The sequence below is a fragment of the Myxosarcina sp. GI1 genome (assembly GCF_000756305.1).
GTDB lineage: Bacteria > Cyanobacteriota > Cyanobacteriia > Cyanobacteriales > Xenococcaceae > Myxosarcina.
This window is the reverse complement of sequence record NZ_JRFE01000024.1, coordinates 263,075-285,204: the sequence shown is the minus strand read 5'-3', so window position 1 is coordinate 285,204 and position 22,130 is coordinate 263,075. Positions and strand designations below refer to the sequence as shown.

The 22,130-nt window shown below is 40.9% G+C and carries 18 protein-coding genes; 4 read left to right on the top strand and 14 right to left on the bottom strand.

Translation table 11 applies throughout. The features are described from left to right. The first annotated feature begins 100 nt into the window (after nucleotides 1–100). Nucleotides 101–781, top strand: coding sequence for an HAD-IA family hydrolase (locus KV40_RS18605; protein ID WP_036484697.1), 681 nt, complete (start codon nucleotides 101–103; stop codon nucleotides 779–781). Between the two features lie 3 nt (nucleotides 782–784). Then, nucleotides 785–1,684 (top strand): alpha/beta fold hydrolase, encoded by a 900-nt coding sequence (locus tag KV40_RS18600; RefSeq protein ID WP_036484694.1) that lies wholly within the window; start codon nucleotides 785–787, stop codon nucleotides 1,682–1,684. A 20-nt stretch (nucleotides 1,685–1,704) separates the two neighbouring features. Here KV40_RS18600 and lspA read toward each other — a convergent pair whose 3' ends face one another. The 4 genes from lspA to KV40_RS18580 all read right to left on the bottom strand — a co-directional run bounded on the left by lspA (nucleotide 1,705) and on the right by KV40_RS18580 (nucleotide 4,724). After that, nucleotides 1,705–2,169 carry a signal peptidase II gene (gene lspA / locus KV40_RS18595; RefSeq protein WP_036484691.1) on the bottom strand — a complete coding sequence of 155 codons (465 nt, stop codon included), beginning with the start codon at nucleotides 2,167–2,169 and terminating at the stop codon, nucleotides 1,705–1,707. A 571-nt stretch (nucleotides 2,170–2,740) separates the two neighbouring features. Continuing rightward, the gene (locus KV40_RS18590; RefSeq protein ID WP_036484688.1) at nucleotides 2,741–2,923 is read right to left on the bottom strand and encodes a hypothetical protein; all 183 of its coding nucleotides are present in this window, start codon (nucleotides 2,921–2,923) and stop codon (nucleotides 2,741–2,743) included. 257 nt (nucleotides 2,924–3,180) lie between these two features. Beyond that, complete coding sequence (gene hisF / locus KV40_RS18585; protein WP_036484685.1) at nucleotides 3,181–3,951, bottom strand: imidazole glycerol phosphate synthase subunit HisF; 771 nt, start codon at nucleotides 3,949–3,951, stop codon at nucleotides 3,181–3,183. Between the two features lie 47 nt (nucleotides 3,952–3,998). Continuing rightward, nucleotides 3,999–4,724: a rhomboid family intramembrane serine protease gene (locus KV40_RS18580; RefSeq protein WP_036484682.1), complete on the bottom strand. Its 726-nt coding sequence runs from the start codon at nucleotides 4,722–4,724 to the stop codon at nucleotides 3,999–4,001. A gap of 274 nt (nucleotides 4,725–4,998) precedes the next feature. Here KV40_RS18580 and KV40_RS18575 point away from each other — a divergent pair, with 274 nt between their 5' ends. Both KV40_RS18575 and KV40_RS18570 read left to right on the top strand, forming a co-directional pair. Then, nucleotides 4,999–6,300 carry an NAD(P)/FAD-dependent oxidoreductase gene (locus tag KV40_RS18575; RefSeq protein ID WP_036484678.1) on the top strand — a complete coding sequence of 434 codons (1,302 nt, stop codon included), beginning with the start codon at nucleotides 4,999–5,001 and terminating at the stop codon, nucleotides 6,298–6,300. Nucleotides 6,301–6,323: 23 nt separating this feature from the next. Next, nucleotides 6,324–6,743, top strand: a complete 420-nt coding sequence (locus KV40_RS18570; RefSeq protein ID WP_371260801.1) for a DoxX family protein — start codon at nucleotides 6,324–6,326, stop codon at nucleotides 6,741–6,743. A 5-nt stretch (nucleotides 6,744–6,748) separates the two neighbouring features. On the opposite strand, the gene KV40_RS18565 is transcribed toward KV40_RS18570, so the two are convergent. From KV40_RS18565 to KV40_RS18525, 10 genes are all read right to left on the bottom strand, one after another. After that, entirely contained in the window at nucleotides 6,749–8,446 is a 1,698-nt protein-coding gene (locus KV40_RS18565; RefSeq protein ID WP_036484674.1) for a SulP family inorganic anion transporter, read from the bottom strand. Between the two features lie 157 nt (nucleotides 8,447–8,603). Beyond that, entirely contained in the window at nucleotides 8,604–9,659 is a 1,056-nt protein-coding gene (locus KV40_RS18560; RefSeq protein ID WP_156114081.1) for a hypothetical protein, read from the bottom strand. Further along, on the bottom strand, nucleotides 9,641–9,853 hold the full coding sequence (locus KV40_RS35045; RefSeq protein WP_072013843.1) for a hypothetical protein: 213 nt from the start codon (nucleotides 9,851–9,853) through the stop codon (nucleotides 9,641–9,643). The genes KV40_RS18560 and KV40_RS35045 overlap by 19 nt, the downstream gene beginning before the upstream one ends. Before the next feature lie 230 nt (nucleotides 9,854–10,083). Continuing rightward, nucleotides 10,084–11,667: a peptide ligase PGM1-related protein gene (locus KV40_RS18555; RefSeq protein ID WP_036484670.1), complete on the bottom strand. Its 1,584-nt coding sequence runs from the start codon at nucleotides 11,665–11,667 to the stop codon at nucleotides 10,084–10,086. Nucleotides 11,668–11,819: 152 nt separating this feature from the next. Beyond that, a complete protein-coding gene (locus KV40_RS18550) occupies nucleotides 11,820–12,662 on the bottom strand; it encodes an alpha/beta hydrolase (protein WP_052055759.1) in 843 nt (280 codons plus the stop codon). A 2-nt stretch (nucleotides 12,663–12,664) separates the two neighbouring features. Further along, a complete protein-coding gene (locus KV40_RS18545) occupies nucleotides 12,665–15,241 on the bottom strand; it encodes an acyl-CoA dehydrogenase (protein ID WP_072013842.1) in 2,577 nt (858 codons plus the stop codon). 60 nt (nucleotides 15,242–15,301) lie between these two features. After that, nucleotides 15,302–16,480 (bottom strand): acetyl-CoA C-acyltransferase, encoded by a 1,179-nt coding sequence (locus KV40_RS18540; RefSeq protein ID WP_036484667.1) that lies wholly within the window; start codon nucleotides 16,478–16,480, stop codon nucleotides 15,302–15,304. Between the two features lie 90 nt (nucleotides 16,481–16,570). Then, nucleotides 16,571–16,942, bottom strand: a complete 372-nt coding sequence (locus tag KV40_RS18535; RefSeq protein ID WP_036484666.1) for a four helix bundle protein — start codon at nucleotides 16,940–16,942, stop codon at nucleotides 16,571–16,573. Between the two features lie 83 nt (nucleotides 16,943–17,025). Continuing rightward, complete coding sequence (locus tag KV40_RS18530; RefSeq protein WP_036484663.1) at nucleotides 17,026–19,368, bottom strand: 3-hydroxyacyl-CoA dehydrogenase/enoyl-CoA hydratase family protein; 2,343 nt, start codon at nucleotides 19,366–19,368, stop codon at nucleotides 17,026–17,028. A 20-nt stretch (nucleotides 19,369–19,388) separates the two neighbouring features. After that, nucleotides 19,389–21,680, bottom strand: a complete 2,292-nt coding sequence (locus tag KV40_RS18525) for a long-chain fatty acid--CoA ligase (protein ID WP_036484661.1) — start codon at nucleotides 21,678–21,680, stop codon at nucleotides 19,389–19,391. Between the last annotated feature and the right edge of the window lie 450 nt (nucleotides 21,681–22,130).

The window sequence follows — 22,130 nt, the reverse complement described above, 5'->3', positions numbered from 1 at the left end:
TCAAAAAAAACTCGAACTGTTCATATTAGTATTTATAATTACAATATCAGAGTTTATTGTATTTTTTCTCTTACTAAAGACAAGCTATATTATCTATCTAATGACAGCAAAGTTAGTTCTATTCGACTTTGACGGTACCATTGCCGACACCTATCAAGCTATTGCCGATATTACCAATCAACTATCTTCAGAATTTGGCTACAAGCCTGTAGAGCCAGAGGAATTATTATTATTAAAAAACTTGAGTTCGCGAGAAATCATCAAGAAAACCGAAATTTCTTTGTTTAAAATTCCGTTCTTGGTTAAGAGAGTGCGCAACGAGTTATCTAAAGAAATTGCCAAACTCAAGCCAATTACGGGAATAGAGCGAGTTTTGTTCCAATTAAAAGCTCGCGGCTATAGTTTGGGCATAGTTACTTCCAATGACAAACATAACGTCGAATTATTTTTGGCTAAAAACAATCTAAATTTTTTGTTCGATTTTATTTATTCAAGCACTTCAATATTTGGCAAACATCGAGTTATCAAACGTATTATCAAACATAACCAGTGGCAACGAGAACAGATTGTCTATGTAGGTGATGAAACTAGAGACATCAGATCGGCGAGAAAAAGCCGTATTGGTGTTGTCGCGGTAAGCTGGGGATTTAACTCAGCAGAAATTTTAGCCGAGTTTCAACCCGATTTTTTAGTCGATCGACCGCAAGAACTAGCAGCTACTATTGCCGCCTGTTACCCTGCCAACCAAAAGCAGTTTCCAGTAAAAGTTACAGCTAACTAGAGTATGAATACAGGACAGGCTCGTTTCGAGTTTTTGCTGTTCGCTCAACATGGCTGGGCAGACACTGGTAGAGATATGGCAAAATTAGCTAATACTTTGACGAATACTAATACCCGTGCGATCGTTCCTAGCTTAAACTGGTGGCAGACTTCAATTAGAATTAAACCTTTAATCGCAGCAGTAGAAACAATTGCCGCTCGCAACATCAAAGTTTATCCTCAGACACCGATAAAAATCATCGGTCATTCTATGGGGGGGCTGATTTGGCTGGAAGTATTAAATCTTCACCCAGAATGGTGGCATTTGGTACATTCATTAGTAGTTATTGGTTCACCGATTAGCGGTGCGGATTTAGCTCGCAGAATCGACCCTTTTGGAATTGGTATCGCTATTGCAGGAGATTTAGGTAGAAATCGCCGCCAACTTGCCGAAACAATTGCTCGCAAGATTCCAACTCTTTCGATAGTTAGCGATTTGGGTATGGGTCATGATGGCATGGTGACGATAGAAAGTAGCAAATTTGCCTATTCTAAACTGGTGCTTTTATCTGATATTGGTCACGCTGCCCTTAAGTGGCATCCTGCGGTAGTACCAGTCATTAAAGAGTTTTGGGCTAATCCCCAAATATCGCCACCTCCCGCAGACAACTTAGTAACTAAATTGATTCAAAGACTTCAGTTAGTTCCAGGTATGACTGATGCTAGCTATCAAGACTTTCATAAGTCGCAAGTTGTAATTAGTTTTCCTCATAAAATTACGCTTCGTACCTGGAAAAATCTTCTCGGGGTAAACCACATTTATGTAGCTGAAGGAGAAAAATGTCTTTATGCAGGTTACGTCGGTTGGATGGAAACTTCACTTTTAAGTCAAACAATCGAACAACTAAAGCAAGAATTTGCCTAGCTACAGTCAAAAATCAACGTTTACGCTTTGTTGTTTGTAGGATTACTAAAACTGTAAATCAAGAGAAATAATATCCCCAGGTTAATTGCAATGTCAGCTACATTGAACACGGGAAAATTAATCAGACGAAAATCAAGAAAATCCACCACATGACCGAATAAAAAACGGTCGATTCCGTTACCAAAAGCTCCAGCCAAAATAAACCCATAACCTAGCTGTTCGATTTTGCTCAATCGGGAGCTAAGGGCATAAATAACCAAACCTACACTTACTATTAACGATAGCCAGCGCAACCAACCAACTCCACCGCTAAAAAAACTAAAAGCCGCACCAGTGTTGACAACATAGGTTAAATGAAATACATCTTGCCATAAGGGGACGGTGTCGCCAATATCGCTAAAGTTGTTAGCGACCCAATATTTTGTTATACGGTCGAGAATCGTACCTGTAGAGGCAGTTATCCAAAAAATACGATTTTTTTTCATTCTGGCGATCGCCTTGCTACTACTAAAATTTGAGATATTTTTTTAACCGCTCGCTCTGCGATTAGATTAATAGGATAAACGGCTCCATCATCGCTTATTTTAACTAAAAGCGTTTAATTAGTATATTATGGGAGCAGCTTAGTATTGTCGAACAAAACTCAACTTAGCTGATAGACTAAATAACTTTATAGACAAGGGTAAAACTAACTGCTGAATATAAATAACTCTTACTGTATAGACTCTTGCAAGGGCGGTGCCAAGGTCATTTTATAATATATACCAATTCATAAAAATGACTTAATAGCGTGAGATTTTATCGAAATTAGTAACAGTTACTAGCTTTTTAGTATTTTAAAATATTGCAGATTTGAAAAATAATAATTGAGTTTTTAACTTAGTAAACTTAATTATAAAAATAAAAAATACTACTATCTTAAATTTTGTATACAACTAAATTATTAATAAACTTAATTTTAGTTACGAATCTTAGTTAATATTGAAATGAAGCTTCTTTTTAATTCGATTTAATTCGATCGCCTTGGTTCGACAAATTAAAAACCAGGTTTCAAGCTCAGGCAATACGGCTCAGACAACTGCCCATAATAAAATAAACGACCATCATAGCAGCAGCAGAAGCAGCTACCAAAGTTCCTGCCAGCATTAGAGAAAATTCTTTACGATCTAAAGCTTCTTGCAATAAATGCAGCGACCAAGCTACCAAAGCAATATCAAATATGAGAATCGGAATCAGCATTTTTTAAGAAACGTAAACTTAAGTTTATTCTAGTACATATTTTTTTGCAAAAGCATATAGTTTCCTAATAATTTAAGATTTGCTAGAGATGAATGTAAAGTTTTGTTTAGGAGTAGCTGACAAATACAGCAGATTGCAAATCAATTTGGTACCAATTAAACTTGGGCAAAGAGGGCTGAAACATATACAAAGCCTAAATAACCGAGGCGTATCTTATGCGATCGAGAAGTGCTGTAGCCAGAACAACTTTTGCCGAATCAAACAATTCTAACTGACACGTTACGTTCTTGCAGATATGTTTTAACCTCTTTCACTGTCAGTTCCCTATAGTGCAGTAGCGAAGCAAGTAAAGCGGCTTCAGCTTTACCCCTGCTAAAAGCTTCAAAAATATGTTGGCAATTACCCGCACCACCCGAAGCAATCACTGGAATTTCAACCGAACTAGCGATCGCACTAGTTAAATCTAGATCGTAGCCAGCTCGCGTACCGTCGGCATCCATACTAGTAACCAGTAGTTCGCCCGCTCCCCTGGTTTCCACCTCTTTTGCCCATTCTAGAGCATCGATTCCCGTATTTTTTCTACCACCACGCACGTAAACATCCCAACCTGGATTGCTCGGATTGTCACGCCTCCTAGCGTCTATTGCCACCACAATACACTGTTTGCCAAAGCGGTCGCTACCGCGATCGATCAAATCGGGATCGCGAACTGCGGCGGAGTTGATACTAACTTTATCGGCTCCTGCTCTTAATAAATTTTTGATATGTTCTAGCGAACTGATACCGCCACCTACGGTTAGAGGTATAAACACCTGTTCGGCAGTGCGGTAAACTACATCTATAATCGTGCCTCTGTCTTCGTGTGTCGCTGTAATATCGAGAAAAACCAATTCATCAGCCCCAGCATCGTTATAAACTTTGGCTAACTCTACAGGATCGCCAGCATCTTTAAGATCGACAAAGTTAACGCCTTTAACTACTCGTCCTGCGTTAACGTCCAAACAGGGTAATATTCTTTTTGCTAGCATGATCCAGCTACATTTATACTTAAAAACTTAGTATTCGCGATCGCTCATTAATTGTCAACTAACTGGTCGTAATTTTGTTCCGATTTAGAGAACAATCCTAATATTGGTCCTAAAATCGCGCCAAAGATAAAACCTCCAGCGTGCGCCCAATAGGCTACTCCCCCGTTTTCCATGCCCACACTGGCTTGAACTTCAAAAGAAGTAATACCGTTAAGTGCTTGTTCGAGAAACCAGAATCCAAGAAAATAAACCGCAGGAATTCTAAAGACTGGAAAGAAAAAACCCAAAGGAACCAAAGTTATCACTTTGGCTTGAGGAAACTTTAATATATATGCTCCCATAACTCCTGCAATCGCGCCACTCGCACCTAGTGAGGGAACATCAGACATCGCCGAAAAAAACCATTGCGATAAACCAGCTAAAACCCCACAGGCGAGATAAAAAAACAGATATTTAGCTCTACCCAACTGCTCTTCAACATTATTGCCAAAAATATATAAAAAAAGCATATTAAAGGCAATATGAGCAAAGCCTGCGTGTAAAAACTGCGAGGTAACTGGAGTTAGTATCTCTGGTATGCCTGAATTTAGCTCGACCCCATTAAAGCTAGCAGTTAACTCTTTTGGCACAATTGCAAATGAATGAAAAAAAGTATCTAACTGCTGGGGAGTCAAAGTCAGTTCGTAAATAAAAGCTACAACATTAATAGCAATTAGAGAATAAGTAACGTAAGGAGTAATTTTTGTCGGATTGACATCCTTGAGAGGAATCATATAGGTCTTTGCCAGCGCAATTGTATTCAAATAATCTAATTTTAAATATCGTACTATCAAAAATTACAACTTATTCAAATTTTTGGGATTAATTTTGTTGTTATCGGTCAAATTTCAAATTGTCTCCCTCGATCGCTGCGATCTATTACTCAAGATAGAGAGCAATAACAAAATGTCAGCGTAATAATTAAATGCAAGTATTAAAATCTTTTAATTTCAAAGCTAGTTTACGTTTAGTTGGGAATAATTTGAAGCTTGAATATATACAGTACTCGTGTTAAGTAAAAAACCCAAAATAGTCGTAATTGGTGCTGGTTTTGCAGGTTTGAGAGCCGTACAAAAGTTAGCTCGCTCTAATGCAGATATTTTGCTAATCGATCGCCACAACTACCATACGTTTGTACCTTTACTCTATCAGGTTGCTACGGGTTTTATTTCCCCAGAGATTATTGCCTATCCCCTGCGTCGCGCTTTGCACCATATTTCCAACGCTCGTTTTTTACTAGCGGAGGTAGAAAATATAGATTTTGAAAATAAGGTTATTCATACCGATCGCCTCGATGTAACTTATGATTATTTAGTGTTAGCTACGGGAAGCCAAACCAAATATTTGGGTGTAGAAGGTGCGCCGCAATATTCTTTACCCCTGCGAACTTTAGAAGATGCGGTTAGATTGCGCGATCGCCTGTTGAGAAATATCGAGCGAGCCGCCTACGAAAGTGACTTGGATCGAAAGCAGCAGTTATTAACTATAGTTATAGTTGGCGGTGGTCCTACAGGAGTAGAATTAGCAGGAGCCTCAATCGAACTAATAACAGAAACTCTAGCCAAAGATTATCCCAAACTCGATTTAAGCCAACTGCGATTATTTTTGATTCATTCTGGCGATCGATTGCTAGCAGGTTATCCCAAAGCTTTAGGTAATTACACTTGTCGGCAGCTACGCCGTCGCGGAGTAAAAGTTCATTTAAATAGTCGCGTTAGTTCGGTACTGCCTGGAGCAGTAGAACTAAATGATGGAATTACTATTGAAACTGCTGCGGTGGTTTGGACGGCAGGAGTAGAAGCTAATTTACCTAATGACGAGTCCCAATTAGCAACAGCTAAAAAAGCTAAAATTTGCGTGCGATCGACTTTACAGTTGCTAGAATATCCCGAAGTTTATGCTGTTGGCGATGTCGCTTTTGTCAAACAAGACAACAAACCTCTGGTTGGTGTAGCTCCCGAAGCACTTCAACAGGGTACGGCGATCGCTCGCAATCTCAAAAGGCAGCTAAGAGGACTGGCTCCCCAACCGTTTGACTATTTTAATAAAGGTACGGCAGCAATTATTGCCCGTAATGCTGGAGTTGCTTATTTATTTGGCAAAATACCCGTAAAAGGCTTTATGGGGTGGTTGTTGTGGTTGGTTATACACTTATATTATTTGCCTGGGGCTTCTAATCGCCTGACGCTATTAATTAGCTGGATTAGAGATTATTTAGTTCGCGAACGTCGAGTTCGTCAAATTTTTGCTTATCAGAATTCTTATGCCAAAGATTTTTTAGATTCAAGACAGTTTCAATCTCGTTTGTAAACACAATTTTGGAGGTATTTAAAATTATGAAATACGTAGCATTAGCGGCTCGCGTCTGTCTTTGTTTAATTTTTCTCAAAGCAGGAATCAGTCATCTATTAGGTTTTGGTCAAACAGTAGCAATGATGGCAGGTAATGGCTTACCCATCCCCAATGTTTTGTTAGCTTTTACCGTCATTTTTCAAATACTTGGTGGTTTATCGCTGCTATTAGGCTATCAGGTTCGTATCGGCTCAATTTTACTCATTATTTTTTTAATTCCTGCTACTTTAGTTTTTCACAATCCTATTGCCGATCCCAGTCAACTCAATGATTTTCTCAAAAACATTGGCTTAATTGGCGGATTGTTAATGGTGATAGCTGTTGGTGCAGGTGCGCTGAGTATTGACGGCGACAAAATAACCACAACTTCTAACCCGAGGACGGAAAACTTTACCAGCTAAATTGTTTAATTGGACATAGGAAAATCAACTGTATTTGGCTCTTGACTTGCAACACCCTGAGTGTCTACATAAGATACGGCTCTTCTGAGGGTTTCGGTGCGATCGCCTGAGAAATTTTCGGGAGGAATTTCTGCTACCACTCTTAATTTTTTCAACCGTCTTTCAGTTTGTCCCGTAGCACCGACGACAAATATTTGCCGCTCTTTTTCTATGGCTTCACTAATGGCATTTTCTAAAGCTAAAGCAGAAGTTACGCCAATTATGGGAACATCACTTAAATCTAAAATTAACGCTCGAAAATTATTAATTAAGTTATGTTGCCGTGAAATAGCTTTTGCCACTCCAAAAATCATTGGACCGCTTAGTTTGAATAAGAGTACTCGACCTTTCGCTCTTTCTAATAACTCTTTTTCTTCTGGGTTGAGTTCGATATCTTCATCGGCATAAGTAACAGCTTTGACACTGTCTGCTCTTAGATTAGAAAGCCGTTCGATAGTTAGAATATTGGCGACAAAAACTCCAACTCCTACAGCGACAATCAAGTCAACAAAGACGGTGAGCAGGATTACTGCATACATAATAATTGTTGTTTTGACTGAAATGCGGTGAGCGCGTCTGAGAAAACCCCAGTCAACAATATCAAGACCGACTTTGAAAGCAATACCTGCTAAAACTGCTAGAGGAACACCCGATAAGAATTGACCCAGTCCCAAGACAACGGCTAACAAAATAATAGCTCGGCTCAAACCTGAAAGAGCAGATCTTCCCCCTGCCTGAATATTAACTACCGTACCCATAGTGGCACCCGCACCAGCCATGCCGCCAAATAAACCAGAAACTATATTACCCATGCCTTGACCGATTAGTTCTTTGTTAGAATCGTGTTCGGTACGGGTCAAACTATCGGCAACTAGAGAAGTCAGCAACGCATCGATACAGCCTAGCATCCCCAAAACCAAACCATTGACAAACATCAATCGTAGTTGAGCGGCACTAAAGACGGGAAGCTGCAAACTGGGTAGCCCGACTGAAATTTGCCCAATACGACGAATTTCAGCACCACCGAAGAAAAATATGGCAATTAAACTGCCGACGATTAATGCTAGTAGTTGGGGTGGCAAGTATTTTTTAAATTTTGAAGGATAAAAAACTAGAATTGCGACGGTTATAACAGCCAGAAGGGTTTCAAGTGGATTGATGTTGCTTAATAATTGAGGCAAGTTTTGGATGGTACCAATTACTCCACCTTTAGGACTAGCCTGTCCTAAAAAGGGTGCAATCTGTAAAATAATTAGAATTATGCCAATTCCCGACATGAAACCAGAGATAACCGTATAGGGCATTAAGGTAACGTATCGACCCAAACGCAATACTCCAAAGATAATTTGGAAAACTCCCGCCAGCATTACTACGGTAAATGCCATCGCCAAACCGTTTTCTGGATTGGCAGCCGTTAAACTGGCAATTACAGAGGTCAAAACTACGGTCATCGGTCCTGTAGGCTCGGATATTAAAGTAGGAGTGCCGCCAAACAGGGCAGCAAAAAAGCCTACCAAAATTGCTCCCCAAAGCCCTGCCGAAGCACCCGCACCAGAAGCAACGCCAAAAGTAAGAGCCATCGGTAAGGCGATTACTGCTGCGGTAACACCGCCAAACAGATCGCCTTTGACATTTCTGAAGTGAATTCGATTGGTGATTGACATTTGTTTGCCAGCTATATGTTATCAATAGTTTTCTATCATGAATTCGGCTTTTTACACTTGACAAATAATGCAATTTTATAAATACAAATGCAATCGCTTAATTTGAGCGAACTAGACGTTGCTGATTTGAAGTATGAAGTAGTAATGGTAAAGTTGTTTAAGATAACGATCTATACGTACCGAGCTTTACTCTTTCCCATTCCGTTCCCAAATAACTATCTCTTCCCAAAACATTACCAATCGCCTGTCGCACTTTAGTCGAGCGTTCTTTCGACCAGTTTGATTGTTGTTTTTTAGAATAGAGATAATCGATTATATCTTGTGATGTAAAGACATCGGGATTGCGTTCTGCTAAAAAACCTTTTACTGTTTTTAACAAAGTTACTTTTAGCTTGCTCGATGAAGGTAAATTATAAAGTTTTTTCTGCCGAACATTTTTAGCGGCATTTTTGTTGCTGGATAAAGATGCTAGAGATGCTTCTCGCTCTGATGTTAACGGTTCGGATTTTGGTTGTTTAGCCTCAGCTAGATAACAATAACATTCTTTGTCGTAAGCGTCCCGAACGCAATAACCTCGCTCGATAGCTCTATCTAGATATAGTTTTACTGCTTCTTTACTCAGTTGTAAATTCAATTTTGTGTTGAGTGTCTTTTGCAAATAACTCAAGTGCAGTGTTTTATTAGGCTCTAATTTAAATACTTCCTCAATTCCTGGCATCACAGTTTTGGATAATTCTAAGAAGCTGCCAACAGCATCATATTCTCTGTTTGAATTAGTCGTTTCCCTTCTGTAGTCGGCAGAATTAGAAAGTTTCTCCTCAGCTTTTGATGATTCTGGATCGAAACTCAAAGAATTTAACTCTATAGAAGATTTAGAGTCTGTTAATTCCTCTTGTAAAAGAAATCCATTTAAGGACATGGGTATTGAGGTTTCTTCAAAACTGTTAGCTGTTCGTGAGGCGTATGAATAGTTGCGATCGGTAATTTGCGTTCTTTTTGTGTTATTTAGTATTTCTTGGGATTCATGCAAACGACTACTATTTCTATTATCCAAATCTTGTAGTAACGCCTCGATTCTCTCTTGGTGTTGTTTGGCACTCATTGCTTTAGACAAATAGTATTCGTATTCGTCTCGATAATAGTCTTGTAATTTTTCTAAGCTTTCTAGTGCCGATATTATTTCTGCTTCTAACATTATTTGTTTCTCCGACATTGCGATGCTTTGCCATTACAATCGTTTCCATAACTCGGACAACAAACTGCATAGCTAATTCTTTCTACCACGCGATCGCATCCCCTACATACAAACTTGTACTCGCGTTCGTACATTTTGCGTTCGTGTTCTTTAACCGTGTACTTTCTATAGTGTTTTGTTTTGACTGCCTGGAACTTATTTTCTGGACTCATCTTTACTCAACTTGCTTCAGTAGAATGTATCTTTGCGATTGTCTGCTAGCTATTAGTCAGTCTTTAGAAAGGCGGTTAGCTAAATGCCAATGACTGACTATTTAAGCTAAAAACTGCTAAAAGCTTTTTTTATTTTGACTAATTTATCTGATTTGCAACTATAGTTTGTTAAATATGAAACTTTGTGACCGCTAAAACCAGTAGAGACTCTCGAACAAAAATTATTACTTTTATGCTTTATCCCAGTTGAGAGGTAAACTAGAGGCGCGATCGCCATAGTTTTTAGTTTCTTCATCTAAAACTGCTTCTACTCGCTCGTATATTTCCTCGGCTTCTTCCATAGAATTGCCAATGCTGGTTAAGCCTAACTTGCCAAATTCTGATAATGCACCCATAAGGTGAAATACGCTACCCGTTCGGCTACTGCTGTCAAAATGCAGGCGTTTTTCGGCAATAATATCCATCAGATCGTTAGGTAGCAAACCGCGATATTGCTCTTTTTGTAGATTATCTGTAGCAATGTAGTGTTTTTCCTGGTCTTGTTGGCTGAGAAATAAACCCGTATCGTAATCGAAATTGCCGTTGGTTAATAACTTGAGAGTCATAAACGGATGAGTCGTACCACCTTTACGCAAATTAATTTCGATCGCCTGAATATCCCATTCATTAGTTTCGGGATGCTGTACCGTAATAAAATCGACGCTATAACGTTCCATCGCTCCTCTTGCTGCTAGAGCTTCTCCTACTTTAAGCCCCAAATCCTGTAATTTAAGACGATATGCCGCATCGGCAGGAAAATGACAGCCCATATAGACTTGACCGTCGGCTCCGCCTAAAATTTGATCGTGAGTAGATAAAATTTCTACTTCTTTGGTCGGTCTGATGTAGCCTTGAACGCTAGGCGATCGCTTTACTTCTCCTTCGATAAAGGCTTCGACAATTGCCCCTAACTTGGGAATGCGTTTTGAAAAACTCTCCCAGGTTTCTCCTTCCGCCTGACAGCTAAGATTTTGTAACTGCTTGTCTAAAGCGTTAATAGTCTCGACGCGCTCGCATTTATCGGGAGCATAATCTAAAATTGGTCTGAGATCGAGTAAAGCGTTCCCCTCTCCTGAAAAGCCTTCATTGAGCTTGACGACAATTCTTTTGAGATCGGGCTGTCTCAACCATAACTCATATAACTCCTCTAACAATTCTTCGGTACTGGTTACGGTAAAGCTACCGTCTGGAAAAGGAATATTACATTCGGCAAAAATTTCGCGACTGCCGCTTTTAGAACCCCAGTGCAGTAAGTCGGGAGATGCTGCCAATAGGGGAATATCTAATTCTAAAGATAGTTTTCGTTCTAGCTCGGTACAGTTGTAACAAACCATATAAGCTTTATTGGGACGAAGCGCACGGCGAATTTTGTCTACCAAACGCGGACGTTCTAAAATTTTTTTGCTTAAGGGTTTTAAAGAACCATCGTAGAGGCTAATAGGCAATAGGCGCTCGCGAGCGTGAGAAAATGGTATACCTGGCAATAGCTGCAAGTAATAATCGATAACAATCGGACATAGAGGTAAAGCCGTAACGTAAATTACTCTGGTGTGGGGGTTACGCAGCCGAATTAACGAAAACAACAATCTTTCTTCGTAGTGAAGAAATCCTTCGATTTTTTCTCCTACTTGCTGATCGACACTAAAAGAAGGAACGACTAAAATATCATAATCATCCTGGTCAAAAAGATCTACACTATGCCAAATTTCCCCAGGAAGATCGGCTTTAGTCCAGTCTCGTAAGCGATCTTGTAGTTTCTCAAAGCGGTCGCCCATCTATTTTGTTTGCCTCACCAGCGGTTATATTTGTTAGTTTACAGCCCCCAAACGCTTTATAAGCGTATACTTTGTATTTTGAGATAAAATTTTTCAGGGAGATCGCACTACAGTCGTGCAAAGTTGGATTAGACAACATCAATGCTTTATTCCTACAATCTTTTTAGCCAATTTTCGATGTCGGTAAAAACTTCTCGATAGTCTAGGTCTTTGTTGAGTTCGTGATAGCTTTCGGGATACTCGTGTAATTCTTTATCGGCTAAAGCTACTGTCTCAAATAACCAACGACTACCTTCAAGCGGCGTAATGCGATCGGCACCACCATGAAGAATCAATAGGGGAACTTGTAGCTGTGCGGCATTAGCTTCGATCCAGCTAACAGCTTGTGAAAATTCCGTAGCCAATCTAGCAGTTCCTTTAGTATGACGCAAGGGATCTCTCATAGCAGCCGCCACTACTTGAGGATCGCGGGAGCCATCAGCTAAATCTATTCCCGTATTCAAACTAAAATGAGGGATGAATCGTGAAAAAATGCGTCCCGCCAGCAGTTTAAGCGGAGAAATACGGACTTTTAAAGCAGGAGACAAGAGTATTAATCCTTTTAACTGCTCTGGATAGTGTAAAGCATAATCTAAAGCGATCGCACCTCCCAAACTTTGTCCCAATAAAAATAACGGCAGATTGAGTTCTTGAGTTGTTATTAATTGTAAAAAAGCGTGCAGGTCTTCACGAAACTCGCTCCAGCTATTAATATATCCCCTTTGTCCCTCAGAGCGTCCATGTCCGCGTAGATCGAAGGCATATACGGCTATGGCGCGATCGCATAAAAGTTCTACCAAGTTATCAAATGTGTCACTGTGTCCTCCCAATCCATGAACGATAGCTACAACTGCTGTAGTTTTACTATTAGGATGCCAACTTTGATAATAGAGTTTTATTGCTCCCGCACCTAAAAATTTTCCCTGTTGGTATTCGATATTTTCGATCTTTATCATAATTATTTCTCTAGCAAGTGTAGTTGATTTGCCGTAGTTTTCGTTTCGGTGGGTTGAGAAATTTCTACTATCGAATCTCCTTGATATTCTTCTAGAGTAAATGAATCTACTTGTATCGCATCATTACGTGCGGTTTCTGCTTGAGTTAATAGTTCGACTTCATCTAGAGTAATAAGTCCCGTTTCTAAAGCATCACGAATTAAAGCTTCGGGTTTTCCTGAAGGTAATTTGCCTAACTTACTAGCATTTTTAATTTTTTTGAGAACAAATTCGGATTTAACCATTAAGTTGAAAGCGGATTCTAAGCGTCCTAAAGCTTCTTCAGTATTGGTGGGAATATAAATATCTGCGGTGAGATTATCTCTTTGTCTGCCTGGAGTCTGCATAATGCGAGCCACTTCACCACCTAGTTTATCTGACGGTAAGCTACCAATGGGATTGAATCGCCACCACGCTGCTACTATTCCCAATAGTGGTACTGACATATTGCTAAGAATACCTTCAAATCCCTGTTGGATTCGGGCAAAAGCATACTGCACCGACCAATGAACTAAAGGTAAATCTTCATACTTTCTGGCTTCGGCTTCATAGCGGCGTAAAGTTGCAGTAGCCAAATACATCCAAGATAAAACATCGGCAAATCTGCCAGTAAGTTTTTCCTGACGTTTGAGGTTGCCGCCATATCTAATTAAAGCTAAATCGGTAAAGCAAGCGAAAGTAGCTGATGCCCAAGCCAACTTACGATAATACTTGGCAGTCGCACCAGATACGGGCGAACCAGCTAGATAACCGCGAGACAGACTGAGTAAGATGGTACGGCAAAAATTGCTGATTATCGAACCGAGATGATGCCAAAAAACGCGATCGAAAGCTCTAACATCGGATTTATGCAACGCCTCAATTTCTCGATAGACATAGGGATGAGAACGAATTGCCCCCTGTCCGAAGATAATCATAGTGCGCGTCAGAATATTAGCACCTTCAACGGTGATGGGAATCGGTGTAGCCGAATAGATATTAGCCAGCAAGTTTCTGGGTCCCCGACAAATCCCTGCACCGCCCAGAATATCCATACCGTCGTTAATAATCTGACGGGAAAGTTCGGTAAAGTTATACTTAGCGATCGCCGAAATAACCGCTGGTTGTTCTCCGTTGTCTACCGCACCAACCGTATACAGCCTTGCCGCATCCATCAGGTAGGTCAATCCGCCAATACGCGCTAGAGGTTCTTCAATACCCTCAAAACGCCCAATATTTAGTCCAAACTGTCTTCTAACTCTGGCATAAGCTCCCGTAACCCTGGTAACTAGTTTGGCGATACCAGTACAGGTGGCGGGAAAACTAACTCCCCTTCCCGCAGCTAATGTCTGCATCAGCATTTTCCAACCCCGTCCCGCTTGTGCCACACCACCGATAATTTGGTCTACAGAGACGACTACATCCCGTCCGAATGTAGGAGAATTGTAAAAAGGTACGCCCATCGGATCGTGACGGCGATCGATAGTTACCCCAGGAGTATTAGTAGGAATTAAGGCGCAGGTAATGCCGAGATCTTTTCCTTTACCTAACAAGTTATCTGGATCGCTTAGTCTGAAAGCTAGTCCCATCAAAGTTGCGATCGTCGCTAGGGTTATATAGCGTTTTTCCCAATTCAGGCGCAAATATAGCTTGCCGTCATCGCCTTTGAATACTAGTCCGTTAGAAACAATACTACCCGCATCCGAACCAGCATTAGGTTCTGTTAGAGCAAAGCAGGGAATTTCTTCACCAGTTGCCAGTCGGGGTAAGTAATAGTCTTTTTGTGCCTGGGTTCCGTAGCGTAATAACAATTTAGCAGGTCCTAAAGAATTAGTAACGCCAACTGTGGCAGTATGGGTAAAAGAACGCGATGCCAACTTATTCATTACTGCACTATAAGCCAGGTTAGAAAATCCCAAGCCGCCGTATTCAGTCGGAATCATCATGCCAAAGAACCGCTCTTGTTTGAGATAGTCCCAGACTTCAGGGGGTAAATCCTTACGCGAATGAATTTCCCAATCAGTCGCCATCTGACAGACTGTTTCTACCTGGTTGTCGAGAAAGGAACGGATTTTTGAGAGTTCGGAATTCGGAATTTGTAGTTCGGAGTTATTATGTTTCTCTGTATCCCCGCGTCTCCGCACCCCCGCGTCTACCTTACCAACTTTTTTATTTAACCTACTAGGTATTAAGGGATAGGGTTCATTAAGAAGGCGTTTAAAGTTGGGTTTGCCAGAGAAAAATTCGCCATCTATCCAGACGTTTCCTGCTTCTATTGCTTCGCGTTCGGTGTCGGAAATTTTAGGTAGTAGCTTTAAGGCTTTAATCGATCTAACGACATACGCTGTAATTAATTTTTGTCGTAGCTGTGGCAGATTAAAAATTAACGCCACAACACCAAAGACAATCCATGCCCAAAGCGGCGCTTGGAACAGCCCTAAAACAACAGCAACATACAGCGACCACAGCCAGAGAGGAACGCCGATATAACCAAAGATGACGAGAGCCAACAAAAATAGAAAAACATAAACTCCAAATATCGTTTCAGGAAGATTTATCATAGTTCTTCTCCCAACAATTCTAAATAAAAAACTACTAACTCCGAACTCCGAATTCCTAACTCATAAAAGATTCTCAAACACCCCCGCAGCACCCATACCGCCTCCGACGCACATGGTTATCATGCCGTAGCGGATTCCCCGTCGCTGCATTTCGTGAAGCAAGGTAGCGGTCAATTTTGCTCCCGTACAGCCCAAAGGATGTCCTAAAGCGATCGCGCCGCCGTTGACGTTGATAATGTCTTCATTTAGTCCTAGCTTGCGTATTACCGCTAGAGACTGTGCGGCAAAGGCTTCGTTGAGTTCGATTAGCCCAATGTCGTTTAAAGTCAAGCCTACCTGTTTGAGGACTTTGGGTACGGCAGCGACGGGACCGATACCCATGATTTCAGGTGCTACCCCCGCTACTGCATAACCCAATAGTCTACCCATCGGCTTGATTTTGAGTTTGTTTATCATTTTTATGCTCATTACTACGGCAGCGGCTGCCCCATCCGACATTTGAGAGGAGTTACCTGCCGTCACCGTACCTTTGTCATGAAACACTGGTTTTAGTTTGGCTAGAGCTTCCATACTGGTATCGCTGCGTGGTCCTTCGTCTACCTCAAATACCCGTTCGCTCTTTTGCAATTTGCCATTGGCATAAAAACTTTCTTTTAAAGATACGGGAACTATTTCTTCGCTAAAGCGACCCGTTTTAATGGCAGTTAAAGCCCGATGGTGCGATCGCAAAGCAAAGCGATCCTGGTCTTCTCTGGAAATATGAAACTCTCTAGCGACATTTTCGGCTGTAAGTCCCATTGTGATATAAGTATCTGGAGAACTATCGATCAGTTCTGGGTTGGGAGAGAGATAATTACCGCCCATTGGCATCAAACTCATCGATTCTGCGCCACCAGCAACGATAACATCTGCCTGTCCCGTCATAATTGCTTGAGATGCCATAGCTATAGTTTGCAGTCCCGACGCACAAAAACGATTGACCGTACAGCCAGGAACGGCATCGGGTAATCCCGCCCTCTGAGCGACAATTCGACCCAGGTTAAATCCCTGTTCTCCTTCAGGAAAAGCACAGCCTATGATTACATCATCGATTTGTGCGGGGTCTAATTTTTCTACACGAGCGATCGCGCCTCTGACCGCAGTTGCTCCCAAATCGTCGGGACGTACATTACGCAAAGCTCCTCTGGGTGCTTTACCAATAGCAGTTCTAACGCTACTGACTATATATGCTTCTTTCATAACTCTACTTAGAGTTCGGAGTTCGGAATTCGGAAATCGGAGTTATTAACAACTACGAAACCTCAATCACGAACTACAAACTACTAACTCCTAGCTCTTCTTAATTTTTTGTTTGATTTTTTTAGTTATGGCAACTAAAATTTTGATAATCTCCTCGCATTCTTGTTGGAGTAATTTGATTCTTCGTTCTTTTATCAAATCTGCTCTGACTAGAATAATTAACCAATATTCAGTTTCTCTAGTTTCCTTTAAAGCAATTTCTAGTTTGTGCAGAAAATCTCGATCCGATTGAGCAGATTGAGCCTCTCGAACGTTCGCTCCGATGGAAGTACCACTTCGAATTAATTGCTTGTATAAAATCCTTGTTACACCACTCTGTTCTTCCAAAAACTTACAAAGCTTGACAATTCGGACCGCAAAACTTAGCGTTCTCTCCTGAATTTTCTGCTTCTCATCACTCATAAAAAATCAACTATTCATGGGCATCTCCTAAATAAACTTTCCCAAAACAATTAAACTCCGAACTACTAACTCCAAACTCCGAATTAATTCCTTAAGGGTTTCTTGGTTTTCAATAAATGTGCGATCCGCTTTTGGGTTTTTGCTTCTTTGAGTAGCGGTACAAAGGTTTCTCGTTCTAGCTGTAGTAAGTAATCTTCACTGACTAGAGAAGGTGCGGACAGTTCACCACCTGTTAGTACGTATGCCAAACGTTGAGCCAGAAAGCGATCGTATTCGGAGATATAGCCTCCCTGCTGGAAAACATAGGCACCATGTTCTAGTGCTGCCCTGCCTGGTTCACCCAAAACCATAATTGAGTCGCGATAGGGTATGGGTACATAGCCTTCTAAATCGAGATGGATAACTTCTTGCTTGGCGACGTATAAACGGCGATCGCTATTGATGACAATCTTGGCAGTGGGAGACAAGAAACCTAGTTCTTGAGCTTCATAAGCACTGTTGGCAACTGTTGCCATACCCACAGTTTCAAAGGTTCGTAGCAAGAACGGTTGAATCTGCGATGCGGTTTCTTGAGCCGCTCTCGATGCTGCCCAGGTTGCCAACCGCATAATGCCACCAGCCCCAGGAATCAAGCCAACGCTTAGTTCTACTAGTCCGATGTAACTTTCGGCTGCGGCAACAACTTGGGGGCAAGCCATAACTAATTCACAACCGCCACCGAGAGCTAATCCTCTAACGGCAGCTACGATAGGTTTGGGAAAGTAGTGAATTCTCTGTAAAGTAGTTTGAAATTGTCGTACCAAATCGGCTACTCGCTCTAGTTGTCCAGACTGAGCCAGCTTGTCAATTTCTACCAGATTTGCGCCACCACAGAAGTTATCGTTGCTATTGCCAATAACCATGCCTCGATAGTCACTGGTTTCGAGCAGATCTAAAACTTCTGCTAGCCCCTCCATGACTTTAAAGCTGAGGGTGTTGCCTTTGGAGCGAAATTCGTATAAAACTACTCCCTCCCCAAGATCTAATAGGGCAGCTTCGTCGTTTTGCCAGAGAACATTTTTAGATTGAGATTTAATGGCATTGAGGTCGAGTTCGTCGTGAGGAAGGTTTAAAGTCACATATCCGCTATTGGGAGTGTAAACTTTGTCTTGTCGGTAAAATCCCGCTACCTGATGCTGTTGAATCATCGTTTTTATCCAATCTGCCAGGGGAATATCGGCTGTCTGCATATCGTTAATAACGGTTTTGAAACCCAAAACATCCCAGATTTCAAAAGGACCTAGTTGCCAACCAAATCCCCAGCGCATGGCGCGATCGATCTCTGCGAGACTGTCGGTAATTTCAGGAATACGAGCCGAACTGTAGCTTAGTATCGACAGCATCAGCTTGCGGAAGAACTTACCAGCCCGTCCTTTATCCCGATATAAAGCTTGCAAGCGTTCTGATAATTCTAGTTTTGGCAAAGATTTCAAATCGCCTAAATCTAGAGGTTTAGCTGGCTCATAAGCAAAGGTTTGGGGATTTAGAGACAGAATTTGTCCCCGTTCTTTTTTATAGAAACCCTGCCCTGCTTTCGCTCCTAACGACCCTGTTTCTACCAGTTTGTTTAGTAGCGCAGGTACGCGAAAAACTTCGCGACTTTCATCATCGGGAATAGCAGGATAGAGATTTTTTGCTACGTAAACTAAAGTATCTAATCCTACTAGGTCGGCAGTTCTAAAAGTTCCCGATTTTGGTCTTCCTATCAGAGTTCCCGTTAGAGTATCGATTTCTTCAATAGTGTATCCTTCATCGATAAAGGCTTTTATCCCTAGCATGGTGGCGTAAATACCAATGCGGTTAGCAATAAAATTGGGAGTGTCTTTAGCCACAACTACACCTTTACCGAGATGCAGACGGGCAAACCATTCCAGTCTGAGTAAAACTTCGGTGTCCGTATCTTCTGTGGGAATTAGCTCTAGTAATTTGAGATAGCGTGGGGGATTAAAAAAATGCGTGCCTAAAAAACGCTGGCGAAAAGATTCAGGCAAGCCGCGAGCGATTTCATTGACGGGCAAACCACTGGTATTGGTAGAAACGATCGCCTCATGACTGATAACGCCTTCAATTCTTGCCATCAACTGCTGTTTGATTGCCAAGTTTTCTACCACTGCTTCAATTACCCAGTCTACATCTGCCAGGCGATCGAGATGTTCGTCAAAATTTCCCAAAGTTATGCGACGGGCAGTTTTTTCTGTGTATAAGATTGGGGGCTTGTGCTTTAGTGCTTTTTTCCAGGCAGCTTCGACGATCGCATTTTTATTGTCTTCTGCGGCAGGTATATCTAGTAAATGAACCGTCAAGCCAGCATTAGCCAGGTGAGCCGCAATCTGCGAACCCATGACTCCCGCACCTAAAACAGCAGCGGTTCGGAACGGTTTAAACATTTGATTTTCCTCCCTTAGATTTACTCTAAATCTTTAGAATTAGTATTTTTTTGTAGCTTCCACGGCATAGTGGAGGGCAGAGTAAAATAATTTTTAAGCGATTGCCAGAGTAACTTCGCTTTAGTGAAAATTTTCTTGGTTAGTCGTTTTACCGAAAGAATTCGGATTTTTGAATATAAGCTAGAGATTTGTATTTCACCAATTTGAATTTGTTTGAGGAGCAAATTTAACTCCGTTGCGTAGCCTGTCGCTTTGCGTGTACTACGAACTTCCGTAATGGCAGGTTGCTCCCTTGCCCCCAAAAACTCTGGGTCTTCTCCATACATAGCGTCAATTTCTGCCGCAAATGTCTCGTTGACTTTGGCGCGATCGATCTTTCCACTTGGGTGTAACAAACCATTAGCTAAAGTAAGATCGGCATCGAGTAGTTGAAACTGTTTGACTTTCGACCATCTAGGCAGACTTTGGTTGGCATCGTCTACTAAGGTTTGATAGAGAGCGACAATCTCTGGCTGCTGCAATAACTCGGTAACGGGTAAAAATAAGTTCAAAGCTTTAGCACGCTCTTGCAGCTTATCTAAATTGGGAAAAACCAACATACTACAGAACTTTTTCTGCAATCCCACTACTACTGCCTGTTTGACTAAAGACGATTGTTTGACTCGCTGTTCTAGTGGTTGGGGGATAACATATTTACCAGTAGAAAGCTTGAATAGTTCTTTTTTACTACCTGTAATGGTTAAAAAACCTTCTGAGGTAAATTGCCCCAAATCACCTGTATGCAACCATCCCTCTTCGTCAATAACTGCCTTAGTAGCTTCTGGATTTCGATAGTAGCCTGACATTACGTAAGGAGCTTTAACTAAGATTTCTCCATCATCGGCGATCGCAATTTTTACTCCTGGAATTGGTACTCCTACCGTTCCCGCACGGTTTGATTTTGCTCGGTTGAAACAGATCGTCGCACTGGTTTCAGTCAAACCATAGCCCTGTAATACGGTCATTCCTGCCGCGCTCAGCACATTAGCAATGTCGGCTTTTAATGCCGCGCCACCACTAATAAAATATTTAATCCTTCCGCCAAAAGGCTTCCGCCAGCGAGTGAAAACCAAACGATCGGCTAAGGCAAACTGGATAGACTCCAAAGAGTTTAGCCCTTTGCCCAACTCGTAACTGTGGGCTAGCTTTAATGCCCAATCAAAGACTTTTTTTTCAAATCCTGTAAGTTTGTTACCGCGATCGACAATCTTTTGATAGGTTTTTTCTAACAATCGCGGTACGGTAGCTACAATCGTCGGTCTTACGGTTTGAAAATCTCTAGCTGCCCGATTGGGTGTAGAAAAATAGATGCTGTGACCGTAACAAATATGACCGTAAACTAAGGCTCGCGCAAAGATATGGGTTAGAGGTAAAAAAGACAGAATTACTTCTCTTGTACCTGGCTTGAGATCCTCAAGGCTGTTAAAAGTAGTAAGAACATCAGCAGTAATATTTTCATGAGTTAACATTACTCCTTTAGGCTGTCCCGTTTCTCCCGCAATATAAACGATAGTTGCCAAGTCTTGTGGAGATATTTTTGCATTTAATAGCTGTCCTTTCTCTCGATTCCAGAACGCTTTACCTCTGGCTCTAATTTCGTCAAGCGACAATAGTTGAATACAATGAGGTAGTTCGGGACAAGATAGTTCTTGCCGACCCTGACAGAGCAATAAAGGAATACAAAGACAGGAAAAGTTCGTAGTTTGTAGTTCGTAGTTGTTAATAACTCCAAATTCCGAATTCCGAATTCCGAACTCATCGATTTCGCAGGTCAATAGTCGGGTACGTTGTTCTTCCCAGTCATTAGGAATATCGGCGACAATAACTGTCTGAAGATTGGGAGTGTTACCTAAATAGGGAATGACTTGAGCCAATAAATCTAAATTAGATACGATTAATACTTTGGCTGCTGAATGATGCAGGATAAAAGCGATATTTTCTAATGTCTGAGTCAAATCAATCGGCACGTCAACTAGTCCAGCTAGTAAAGAACCAAAATCTGCCAGACAGAAATTGATATCGCCATGCATTAAAAATGCCACTCGATCGCCTCGCTTTAATTTATCTTCTAACAGTCCCAAAGCTAGCTCTTCAGCAGCAGTTAGCAGTTCTCGATTCGATCGAGGCTGCCAAACCTGTTCTTGCCAATGATTGAATGCTTGAGGATTGAAATAACAATCGCTAGCCTCGTTTAGTAATGAAGGTAAGGTGCGACCTAAAATTGGGCGATCGCCAGAAAAAAAAGAATTCTCAATCTTAAGGAAATTAAACATCAATCGTTTAAAAAGAAATTATTCTTTTACTCCCTCAAATTATTTTTAGCTTTTCAAGCTGTTGAGAAATATTTTTACAACTACTAAACTTTTTTAACAGACGTATTTTAAAATTGATATTAGTTGCAAAAACAGCAACAATTCTAAGATTTTTGTAGATATATTCGACCTCAAATGTCTACAAAAAAACAATTTAATAATATTTGTTTTGTTTTTTTTATCCCGATTGACGGATAAACTTTATATTTAATAGTTTAGCATATTGATGTCAAAGACAGTTTACAATTCTTATTACTAAACCCGATTGATGTAAAAATAAGCTTTAGCAATAAAATAATTTTTTGGCATAAATCATATTGAACTACATGATTATAAAAAAAAGAAAGACAAAATAAAAAACACATTAATTTACTGTTTATTTACGCAAAAATTTTATTTAAAACAAATTTT

Bases quoted from the DNA above. Each gene is read 5' to 3' on its own strand.
- KV40_RS18580 (WP_036484682.1), bottom strand. From the start codon at position 4,724: ATGATTCCTCTCAAGGATGTCAATCCGACAAAAATTACTCCTTACGTT.
- KV40_RS18565 (WP_036484674.1), bottom strand. From the start codon at position 8,446: ATGTCAATCACCAATCGAATTCACTTCAGAAATGTCAAAGGCGATCTG.
- lspA (WP_036484691.1), bottom strand. From the start codon at position 2,169: ATGAAAAAAAATCGTATTTTTTGGATAACTGCCTCTACAGGTACGATT.
- KV40_RS18525 (WP_036484661.1), bottom strand. From the start codon at position 21,680: ATGTTTAATTTCCTTAAGATTGAGAATTCTTTTTTTTCTGGCGATCGC.
- KV40_RS18555 (WP_036484670.1), bottom strand. From the start codon at position 11,667: ATGGGCGACCGCTTTGAGAAACTACAAGATCGCTTACGAGACTGGACT.
- KV40_RS18560 (WP_156114081.1), bottom strand. From the start codon at position 9,659: ATGTCGGAGAAACAAATAATGTTAGAAGCAGAAATAATATCGGCACTA.
- KV40_RS18550 (WP_052055759.1), bottom strand. From the start codon at position 12,662: ATGATAAAGATCGAAAATATCGAATACCAACAGGGAAAATTTTTAGGT.
- KV40_RS18590 (WP_036484688.1), bottom strand. From the start codon at position 2,923: ATGCTGATTCCGATTCTCATATTTGATATTGCTTTGGTAGCTTGGTCG.
- hisF (WP_036484685.1), bottom strand. From the start codon at position 3,951: ATGCTAGCAAAAAGAATATTACCCTGTTTGGACGTTAACGCAGGACGA.
- KV40_RS18535 (WP_036484666.1), bottom strand. From the start codon at position 16,942: ATGAGTGATGAGAAGCAGAAAATTCAGGAGAGAACGCTAAGTTTTGCG.
- KV40_RS18600 (WP_036484694.1), top strand. From the start codon at position 785: ATGAATACAGGACAGGCTCGTTTCGAGTTTTTGCTGTTCGCTCAACAT.
- KV40_RS18545 (WP_072013842.1), bottom strand. From the start codon at position 15,241: ATGATAAATCTTCCTGAAACGATATTTGGAGTTTATGTTTTTCTATTT.
- KV40_RS18530 (WP_036484663.1), bottom strand. From the start codon at position 19,368: ATGTTTAAACCGTTCCGAACCGCTGCTGTTTTAGGTGCGGGAGTCATG.
- KV40_RS18605 (WP_036484697.1), top strand. From the start codon at position 101: ATGACAGCAAAGTTAGTTCTATTCGACTTTGACGGTACCATTGCCGAC.
- KV40_RS18540 (WP_036484667.1), bottom strand. From the start codon at position 16,480: ATGAAAGAAGCATATATAGTCAGTAGCGTTAGAACTGCTATTGGTAAA.
- KV40_RS35045 (WP_072013843.1), bottom strand. From the start codon at position 9,853: ATGAGTCCAGAAAATAAGTTCCAGGCAGTCAAAACAAAACACTATAGA.